6 protein-coding genes are annotated in these 6,682 nt (G+C 70.1%); 5 read left to right on the top strand and 1 reads right to left on the bottom strand.

Annotation, left to right across the window (positions count from 1 at the left end; translation table 11 throughout):
- Positions 1 to 16: 16 nt before the first annotated feature.
- On the top strand, positions 17 to 1,501 hold the full coding sequence (locus V4F39_RS24070; RefSeq protein ID WP_332292655.1) for an amidohydrolase family protein: 1,485 nt from the start codon (positions 17 to 19) through the stop codon (positions 1,499 to 1,501).
- Positions 1,502 to 1,536: 35 nt separating this feature from the next.
- Here the strand turns inward: V4F39_RS24070 and V4F39_RS24075 are convergent, their stop codons facing one another.
- Positions 1,537 to 2,196, bottom strand: a complete 660-nt coding sequence (locus tag V4F39_RS24075; RefSeq protein ID WP_332292656.1) for a peroxiredoxin — start codon at positions 2,194 to 2,196, stop codon at positions 1,537 to 1,539.
- A gap of 254 nt (positions 2,197 to 2,450) precedes the next feature.
- Here V4F39_RS24075 and V4F39_RS24080 point away from each other — a divergent pair, with 254 nt between their 5' ends.
- The 4 genes from V4F39_RS24080 to V4F39_RS24095 form a co-directional block, all read left to right on the top strand.
- Complete coding sequence (locus V4F39_RS24080; RefSeq protein WP_332292658.1) at positions 2,451 to 3,593, top strand: carboxylate-amine ligase; 1,143 nt, start codon at positions 2,451 to 2,453, stop codon at positions 3,591 to 3,593.
- Positions 3,594 to 3,702: 109 nt separating this feature from the next.
- The gene (gcl, locus tag V4F39_RS24085; protein ID WP_332292659.1) at positions 3,703 to 5,478 is read left to right on the top strand and encodes a glyoxylate carboligase; all 1,776 of its coding nucleotides are present in this window, start codon (positions 3,703 to 3,705) and stop codon (positions 5,476 to 5,478) included.
- A gap of 35 nt (positions 5,479 to 5,513) precedes the next feature.
- Positions 5,514 to 6,293, top strand: a complete 780-nt coding sequence (gene hyi, locus V4F39_RS24090; protein ID WP_332292661.1) for a hydroxypyruvate isomerase — start codon at positions 5,514 to 5,516, stop codon at positions 6,291 to 6,293.
- Between the two features lie 10 nt (positions 6,294 to 6,303).
- Positions 6,304 to 6,682: NAD(P)-dependent oxidoreductase (locus tag V4F39_RS24095; protein ID WP_332292662.1), on the top strand; the 379-nt coding region annotated here is incomplete at its 3' end.

Below are 6,682 nucleotides of genomic sequence, written 5' to 3' on the forward strand. Positions count from 1 at the left end.
GGTGCAGCATGCGGGCATGACGACACTCGACTGCGCATGGCTCCTCGCCGAGCCGGGCACGCTGGCCGCCCAGGCCGACGTGCGATTGACGATGGCCGACGGCCGCATCGCCGCCGTGGCGCCCGCGCCGGCGCCTGTCGCCGGGCCGCGCCGGCTCGCGCTGCCGGCGCTGAGCAACGCCCATGACCACGGCCGCTTCTTCCGCAGCGCCACGGTCGGGGCCTTCGAGCAGCCGCTGGAGAGCTGGCTGCCGTTCATCGGCATCCTCCCGGGCGCCGATCCGTACCTGAACGCGGCCGCGGCCTTCGCGCGCTCGGTGCGCCACGGCACGGCCAACCTGATGTGCCACTACACCCGCGTGCAGGGCGGCCTGCCCTACGTGGACGAGGCCCGCGCCATTGCGCGTGCCGCGAAGGACGTGGGCAACCGCATCGGGTTCGCGGTGGCGATGCGCGACCGTCACGGCATCGGCTACTGCGACGACGCGACGATGCTCGCGGCGCTGCGGCCCGGGATCCGCGACGCGGTGGGCGCGCGGCTCGCGGCCAGGCCGGTCGACATCGTGCAGCAGGTGGCGCTGGTGGACGACGTGGCCCGCATGGTGGAGGAGGGCGGCTTCGCCGGCCACGTGACCGTGCAGTACGGCCCCAACGGCGTGCAGTGGTGCAGCACGCCAATGCTCGAGGCGATCGCGCGGGCCTCGGCCGACACCGGCCGGCCGGTGCACATGCACCTGCTGGAAACGCGCTACCAGCGCGAATGGGCCGACAGGGCGCACCCCGAGGGCATCGTCCGCTTCCTCGACGGCATCGGCCTGCTGAGCCCGCGGCTCACGCTGGCGCACTGCGTGTGGGCGCGGCCCGACGATCTGGCGCTGCTGGCCGAGCGCGGCGTCACCATCGCGGTCAACACCAGCTCCAACCTGTACCTCAAGTCGGGCATCGCGCCGGTGCCCGAGATGCTGCGCCAGGGCTGCCGCATCGCGCTGGGGCTCGACGCCACCGGCGTCAACGAGGACGACGACCCGCTGCGCGAGATGCGCCTGGCCTACCAGCTGCACCGCGGCTGGGGCTACGACGTGACGATGGACCGCCCGCAGCTCTGGCGCTACGCCGCGTGCCACGGGCCACGCGCCGTCAACGGCGCGGCGCATCCGGCGCAGGCCGGCACGCTCGCCGTGGGTGCGCCGGCCGACGTGGTGGTGCTCGACTGGGACCGCCTCGACGACGACCACCTGCTGCCGACCGATCCGCTCGACCTGCTGCTGGCGCGCGGCAGCGGCCTGCACATCGACGACGTGTACGTCGGCGGGCGCCAGGTGGTGGCGCACGGCCGCGTGGTGGGCCTCGACGAGGCGGCGGTGCGGCAGGAGCTGGTCGCGCAGATGCGGGCACGCATCGCGGCCCAGCCCGAGGTGGCGGCCTGGCAGGGCACGGTGCGTGCGCTGGCGGAAGACCTGGGGCCGTTCTACCGGCGCAGCGCCTGGTCCGGCTGCTGCTGAAGGCGGGCGCGGCGCGGGCCGTGGCCCGCCCGCGATCAGCCCGGCTGCTTGACGATGCGCAGGTAGGGCTTGGGTGCCTTCCAGCCTTCGGGGAACAGCTTCTTCGCGTCGTCGTCGGAGACCGAGCCGGCGATGATCACGTCCTGCCCCTGCTGCCAGTTCACCGGCGTCGCCACCTTGTGCTTGGCGGTGAGCTGCATCGAATCGAGCACGCGCAGGATCTCGTCGAAGTTGCGGCCCGTGGTCATCGGGTAGGTCAGCATCAGCTTGATTTTCTTGTCGGGGCCGATGACGAAGACCGAGCGCACGGTGGCGTTGGTGGCGGCGGTGCGGCCGTCGGCGCTGCCCGGCTCTTCGGCCGGCAGCATGTTGTAGAGCTTGGCCACGTGGAGGTCGACGTCGCCGATCATCGGGTACTTGACGGCCGCGCCCTGGGTTTCCTCGATGTCGGCCACCCACTTGCCGTGGCTGTCCACCGGGTCGACCGACAGGCCGATCAGCTTGGTGTTGCGCTTGGTGAACTCCGGCTCGATGCGGGCCATGTAGCCGAGCTCGGTGGTGCACACGGGGGTGAAGTCCTTCGGGTGCGAGAAGAGGATCGCCCAGCTGTCGCCGATCCAGTCGTGGAAATCGATGACGCCTTGGGTGGTCTGCGCGGTGAAGTTCGGCGCGGTGTCGTTGATGCGGAGGGACATGGGAGGCTCCTGTAGGGAGGTGGAGAGCCTGCGGTGTCGAGCCACCGCCCGGCCCTGTCGGCGAGGACGTCGAGAACCCGGGTTCAACGGTCGATCGTAAGCCAGCGCGGGGCCGGCCGGCGCGGTAACCCTGTGCCCTTGGCGACACTGCCTGTCGGACGGCGCCTGCACACCGGCCCGCCGTTGGCGGGCAGACTTTCCGCCGCCCGTCCGGATGATGCGCGGCATACCGACAACCAAAAGATGGGGCCCGCATGGACGACCTGGACCGCTTCCCGTTCACGTTCGGCATCGAGGAGGAGTTCTTCCTCACGCACCCGCGCTCGCGGATGCTCGCGACCGTGGCGCCGCGCTCGCTGCTGCGCGCCTGCCAGCGGCGCTTCGGCGAGGCCGTGGCGCCCGAGCTGCTGCGCTCGCAGATCGAGCTGGTGTCGCCCGTGTTCGAGCGCTGCGGGCAGGCCCACGAGGAAATGACCCGCCTGCGCCGCGGCGTGGCCGAGATCGCCGCGGAGAAGGAGCTGCGCCTGACCGCCTGCGGCACCCATCCGCTGGCCGCGTGGGGCGAGCAGGTCGAGACGCCGAAGGACCGCTACCGCCAGCTGATGGACGACTTCCAGATCATCGGCCGCCGCAACGTGCTGTGCGGGCTGCACGTGCACGTCGCGATCCCGCCGGGCGTGGACCGCGTGGTGATCATGAACCGGGTGATGCCCTGGCTGCCCGCCCTGCTGGCGCTGAGCACCTCGTCGCCGTTCTGGCACCGCGCCGCCACCGGGCTGCTGAGCTACCGCCAGTCGGCCTATGACGAGTGGCCGCGCACCGGCATCCCCGACCATTTCCGCGACGAGGCGGAATATGGCGAGCTGGTGCAGCGCCTGGTGAGCGCCGGCGCGGTGAAGGATGCCGGCTACCTGTGGTGGGCGATCCGCCCCGCGCTGCGCTATCCGACGCTGGAGCTGCGCATCTGCGACGCCTGCACGCGGCTCGAAGACACGCTCGCCATCGCCGCGCTGTACCGCTGCCTCGTGCGGTGGATGGCCCGGCGGCCCGAGCTGGCGGCGCCGTGGTCGCCGTTCACGCGGCGGCTGATCGACGAGAACCGCTGGCGCGCCAAGCGCTTCGGCCTGGACGCCGAGTTCATCGCGCTGGACGGCGGCGAGCACCGCCCGTGCCGCGACGTGGTGCGCACGCTGCTCGACGACGTCGCCGAGGATGCGCGGCAGCTGGGCTGCGAAGCCGGGCTCGGCCACGTGCGCCGGCTGCTCGACGAAGGCACCAGCGCGCACCGCCAAATGGCGTTGTACGAGGAGGCGCGGCAGCGCGGCGAGACCCGCGCGAAGGCGCTGCACGCGGTGGTCGACTGGCTGATGGAGGCCAGCGTGCCGGCGGCGGCCTGACACGCGGGACGCCGCTTCATTCTGCGGCGGAATAGCTCTTATCGCCGGCCTGCGCTTCCCCCCGCGCCCCGGGCTGCGGATCATCGTCCCCATTCACAAGGAGACGATCATGGCCAAGATGAAAGCTGCGATGGCGGCGGTGCTGGTGATGGAGAAGGAGGGCATCACGCAGGCGTTCGGGGTGCCCGGCGCGGCGATCAACCCGCTGTATTCCTGCCTGCGCGAGCGGGCGTCCATCGCCCACGTGCTGGCGCGCCACGTGGAAGGCGCCTCGCACATGGCCGAGGGCTACACCCGGGCCAAGGCCGGCAACATCGGCGTGTGCATCGGCACCTCGGGGCCGGCGGGCACCGACATGATCACCGGCCTTTATTCGGCCATCGCCGACTCGATCCCCATCCTCTGCATCACCGGCCAGGCGCCGCGCGCGCGCCTGTACAAGGAGGATTTCCAGGCGGTCGACATCGAGTCGATCAGCAAGCCGGTGACGAAGTGGAGCGTCACCGTGCGCGAGCCGGCCCAGGTGCCGCGCGCGTTCCAGCAGGCCTTCCACCTGATGCGCTCGGGCCGCCCGGGCCCGGTGCTGATCGACCTGCCGTTCGACGTGCAGATGGCCGAGATCGAGTTCGACATCGACACCTACGAGCCGCTGCCGGTCTACAAGCCCGCAGCCACGCGCAAGCAGGTCGAGAAGGCCATCGCGATGATGCAGGCCGCCGAACGGCCGCTGATCGTCGCCGGCGGCGGCATCATCAACGCCGATGCGTCCGACCTGCTGGTGGAGTTCGCCGAGCTGACCCACGTGCCGGTGATCCCGACGCTGATGGGCTGGGGCACCATCCCCGACGACCACCCGCTGATGGCCGGCATGTGCGGCCTGCAGACCAGCCACCGCTACGGCAACGCGACGATGCTGGCGAGCGACTTCGTGCTGGGCATCGGCAACCGCTGGGCGAACCGCCACACCGGCTCGACCGAGGTCTACACCAAGGGCCGCACGTTCGTGCACGTCGACATCGAGCCGACGCAGATCGGCCGGGTGTTCATGCCCGACCTGGGCATCGTCTCCGACGCCAAGGCGGCGCTCGAGCTCTTCGTGGAGGTGGCGCGCGAGATGCGGGCCGCCGGCACGCTGAAGGACCGCACGCAGTGGGTGGCCGATTGCCGCGAGCGCAAGCGCACGATGCTGCGCAAGACGAATTTCGATGCGGTGCCGATGAAGCCGCAGCGTGTCTACCAGTGCATGAACAACAACTTCGACCGCGACACGACCTACGTGTCGACGATCGGCCTCTCGCAGATCGCCGGGGCGCAGTTCCTGCACGTGTACCACCCGCGGCACTGGATCAACTGCGGCCAGGCCGGCCCGCTGGGCTGGACGATCCCTGCCGCGCTGGGCGTGCGCGCGGCCGACCCCACGCGCAAGATCGTCGCCCTCTCGGGCGACTACGACTTCCAGTTCATGATCGAGGAGCTGGCCGTCGGGGCGCAGTTCAAGCTGCCGTACATCCACATGGTGGTGAACAACAGCTACCTCGGCCTGATCCGCCAGGCGCAGCGCGGCTTCAGCATGGACTACTGCGTGCAGCTCGGCTTCGAGAACATCAACCGGCCCGAGCTGGAGGGCTACGGCGTCGACCACATGGCGGTGGTGGAAGGGCTGGGCTGCAAGGCGATCCGCGTGCACAAGCAGGAAGAGATCAAGCCGGCGATCGAGCAGGCCGAGCGGTGGATGGCCGAGTTCCAGGTGCCGGTGGTGATCGAGGTGATGCTGGAGCGGGTGACCAACATCTCGATGGGCACCGAGATCGATGCGGTCAACGAGTTCGAGGAACTGGCGCTCGATCCCAGCGATGCGCCGACGGCCGTGGGCCTGCTGGACTAAGCTCCCCATCCTCCCGTTTTTTCCAGGAGCCAGACATGCCGAAGTTCGCAGCCAACCTCACCATGCTGTTCAACGAGGTGCCGTTCCTCGACCGTTTCGAGCGCGCCGCGAGGGCGGGTTTCGACGCCGTGGAGTTTCTCTTTCCGTATGCCTTCCCGGCCGCTGAGATCAAGCAGCGCCTCGACGCCAACGGCCTGAAGCTGGTGCTGCACAACCTGCCCGGCGGCGACTGGGACGCCGGCGAGCGCGGCATCGCCTGCCATCCCGAGCGTGTGGCCGAGTTCCGCGACGGCGTGGGCCGCGCGATCGACTACGCCACGACGCTGGGCACGCCACGGCTCAACTGCCTGGCCGGCAAGGCGATCGACGGCGTGGACCCGGCCGTGCTGCGCAGCACGCTGGTCGACAACCTGCGTTATGCGGCCGGCGAGCTGCAGAAGGCTGGCCTGAAGCTGCTGATCGAGCCGATCAACCCGTTCGACATCCCCGGCTTCTTCCTGAACCGCACCGACCAGGCGCTGGCGATCCTCGACGACGTGGGCGCGCCCAACGCCTACCTGCAGTACGACATCTACCACGCGCAGCGTGTGGAGGGCGAGATCGCGGCGACGCTGCAGAAGCACCTGGCCCGCATCGACCACATCCAGCTGGCCGACAACCCCGGCCGCAACGAGCCGGGCACGGGCGAGCTGAACTGGGCCTTCCTGTTCCGGCACATCGACCGCATCGGCTACACCGGCCACATCGGCTGCGAATACAAGCCGGCCACGAACACCGAGGCGGGCCTCGGGTGGCGGCAGCAACTGACACATTGAGGGCAAGCACATGAAACTCGGATTCATCGGCCTCGGCATCATGGGCGCGCCGATGGCGGGCCACCTGCTGGCGGCCGGCCACGACCTGTTCGTCCACACGCGCGGCGAGGTGCCCGCTTCGTTGAGCGCGGCTGTCGCCTGCGCCAACGCGAAGGAGGTGGCACAGAAGGCGGAGATCGTGTTCGTGATGGTGCCGGACACGCCGGACGTGCAGAAGGTGCTGTTCGGGGAGAACGGGGTCGCGTCCGGCCTGAGCCAGGGCCAGATCGTCGTCGACATGAGCAGCATCTCACCGATGGAGACGAAGGCGTTTGCCAGGCAGATCAACGAGCTGGGCTGCGACTACCTGGACGCGCCGGTGTCGGGCGGGGAAGTGGGCGCCAAGGCGG

Source organism: Aquincola agrisoli (genome assembly GCF_036621135.1).
GTDB lineage: Bacteria > Pseudomonadota > Gammaproteobacteria > Burkholderiales > Burkholderiaceae_C > Aquincola > Aquincola agrisoli.

Excerpts from the sequence above, each read along its gene's own strand:
- V4F39_RS24070 (WP_332292655.1), top strand. The coding sequence starts at position 17 with ATGACGACACTCGACTGCGCATGGCTCCTCGCCGAGCCGGGCACGCTG.
- V4F39_RS24075 (WP_332292656.1), bottom strand. The coding sequence starts at position 2,196 with ATGTCCCTCCGCATCAACGACACCGCGCCGAACTTCACCGCGCAGACC.
- V4F39_RS24080 (WP_332292658.1), top strand. The coding sequence starts at position 2,451 with ATGGACGACCTGGACCGCTTCCCGTTCACGTTCGGCATCGAGGAGGAG.
- gcl (WP_332292659.1), top strand. The coding sequence starts at position 3,703 with ATGGCCAAGATGAAAGCTGCGATGGCGGCGGTGCTGGTGATGGAGAAG.
- hyi (WP_332292661.1), top strand. The coding sequence starts at position 5,514 with ATGCCGAAGTTCGCAGCCAACCTCACCATGCTGTTCAACGAGGTGCCG.